Annotated in this window: 1 protein-coding gene and 2 pseudogenes; 2 read left to right on the top strand and 1 reads right to left on the bottom strand. The window is 73.4% G+C overall.

Going from position 1 to position 2,004, the window contains the following annotated elements; genetic code table 11:
- On the top strand, window positions 1-629 hold a 629-nt coding region (locus CV1CTNOD_RS15915), incomplete at its 5' end, for a sucrase ferredoxin (RefSeq protein ID WP_278043923.1).
- A gap of 99 nt (window positions 630-728) precedes the next feature.
- Window positions 729-911, top strand: a pseudogene (locus CV1CTNOD_RS15910) (flavodoxin); the annotation flags it as partial.
- A 53-nt stretch (window positions 912-964) separates the two neighbouring features.
- Here the strand turns inward: CV1CTNOD_RS15910 and CV1CTNOD_RS26820 are convergent.
- Window positions 965-2,004: pseudogene (locus CV1CTNOD_RS26820) on the bottom strand (2OG-Fe(II) oxygenase); the annotation flags it as partial.

The following is a 2,004-nucleotide window of genomic DNA, read 5'->3' as shown; positions in this document are numbered from 1 at the left end:
GCCCCGGCCTCGACCCCGGCCTTGACCTCGACCCGGGCTGCAGCCCGGATTCCGGCGAGGGGACGAAGGCCCGGCCCGCCCCTGCCGAGATCCTGCTCTGCGGCCATGGCCGGCGGGACCGCTGCTGCGGCCGGGTCGGCACCCGCCTGCACCTCGACGTGGCGTCGACCTGGCCCAGGGTGCGGGTCCGGCGGTGCAGCCACACCGGTGGGCACCGGTTCGCCCCGACCGGTTTCACCTTTCCGGACGGGCGGGCATGGGGCTTCCTCGACGTCCCGGCGCTTGACCGGATCGTGCGGCGCGGCGGCAGACCCGGTGAGCTGCGCGGAAGGTACCGGGGGAACACCGCGCTCGACCAGTGGGGGCAGGTGGCCGAGCGGGAGCTGTTCGAGCGGTTCGGCTGGGGCTGGCTCGACCACGAGATCACCTCGTCACACACCGAGGTCGCCGATGGCGGGCGACTGGCGACCGTGAAGCTGGCCTGGCAGGGGCCGACCGGTGCCGCAACGGCCACCGCATCCGTCGAGGTGGCCCGGGACGTCCCCGTCCTGGTCTGCGGTGAGGCTCCGGAGCTGGCCGAGAAGACGAGCCCGGAGCTGGTACTACGCTCGATCACGATCCACCGGTAGCGCCGTCGACAGGGGCCCGAGCATGCGTCCCGGTATCGCGCTGGCAGGCTCAGCGCCCTGCCGACGCTGCTGATCGTCCACCACACGCCGTCACCGACGATGCAGGCGATGTTGGAAGCCGTGCTCGCGGGCACGCGAGACGACGCGATCGAGGGCGTCGAGGTGGTGGTGCGGCCAGCGCTGGCCGCGACCGCAGTGGATGTGCTCGCCGCCGACGGCCACCTGCTCGGCACCCCGGCCAACATCGACCACATGTCAGGGGCCCTGAAGCACTTTTTCGACCAGAAGTAGCGCGAACCCTGGGGCTGGGGTCGTGGTGCCCGGGCGCCCGGCGGCTAACTGAGGGCCAAGGGGTCGGGTGCCGCGTGCCATTCGGCTGCCAGCCAGTCCAGGTCCGCCTGGTCCCTGTCCCGTGCTTTGGCCTCGTCGGTGAAGAGCGCGTCGGTCTTGTGGAGGACGAGCGTGTAGGGGCGGCCCTGCCGCCGGGTGACGTGGCTGACGGGCAGTTCGGCGGCGTCGATGCGGGAGTGGACATGCTGCCTGCGCTTCTCGGCGAGCGGCCATTCGAGGGTGCGCCGGTCCGGGTCCGCCAGGAACGCGCGCAAGGTGTCGCACAGGTCGCAGGCGCAGCCGCCCGCGGACAGCGTGATCGACCAGTCGGTGGACGTGCGCCGCGGGAGGGCCAGCCGGGTCCGCAGCCGCGCCGCGCAGTCCGCGGCCAGGTCGCCGAAGCCTGCCTCGCCGCGGAGGCCGTCGCCGGGCAGGCCCGCCGCGGCGCGCAGCGCGGGCATTTCCAGCGCGGTGACCGCGTCCGGCTGCTGCCGGAGGTATGCGGCCACCGTGGCCCGGGTGCTCGCCGTCCCGGTCGCGGCGGCGGCCGTCAGCACTGAGGCGAGCGGCCTCCCCAGGTTGTCGAGGCCGCTGTCACGGTAACGAGGGGACGACGACCTGATCGCGATGCCGACGGCCTCGCTGAGCCACTTCCACGCCAGGTCGAGGAGCAGCTGCGCGGCCATCGCGCCGGCACCGGGTGCGGCGTGCAGCCCCGCGCACAGGCCGGGGAGCGAGTCCGCCACCCATTGCCTGCGTTCCGGTCCGCCGATGGCCCAGGTCGGCTCTCCCGCGCCGGCCCACGTCCGCAGCAGGCCGATGGTCCACTGCTGGCCGTAGTGGCTGGCGAGCTTTCCGAAGGGCGCGACGTCGTCAGCGGTCAGGTTCTCGATTCGGAACGGGCGCAGCAGCATCGACGCGGCCGCCGCGTCCGCCACGGCGTCCGCCGTTCGCAGCGCCTTGCCGAACGTCTCGGAGATCCTGTCCTTGTCCTGCGGCGACCGTGCGCGCAGAGCGCTGTCCCAGAACGGTTCGAGCGTCGCCG

The organism is Protofrankia symbiont of Coriaria ruscifolia, assembly GCF_900634745.1.
GTDB lineage: Bacteria > Actinomycetota > Actinomycetes > Frankiales > Frankiaceae > Protofrankia > Protofrankia californiensis.
The sequence above is the reverse complement of the archived record's forward strand: the minus strand, read 5'-3'. Positions and strand labels throughout refer to the sequence as shown.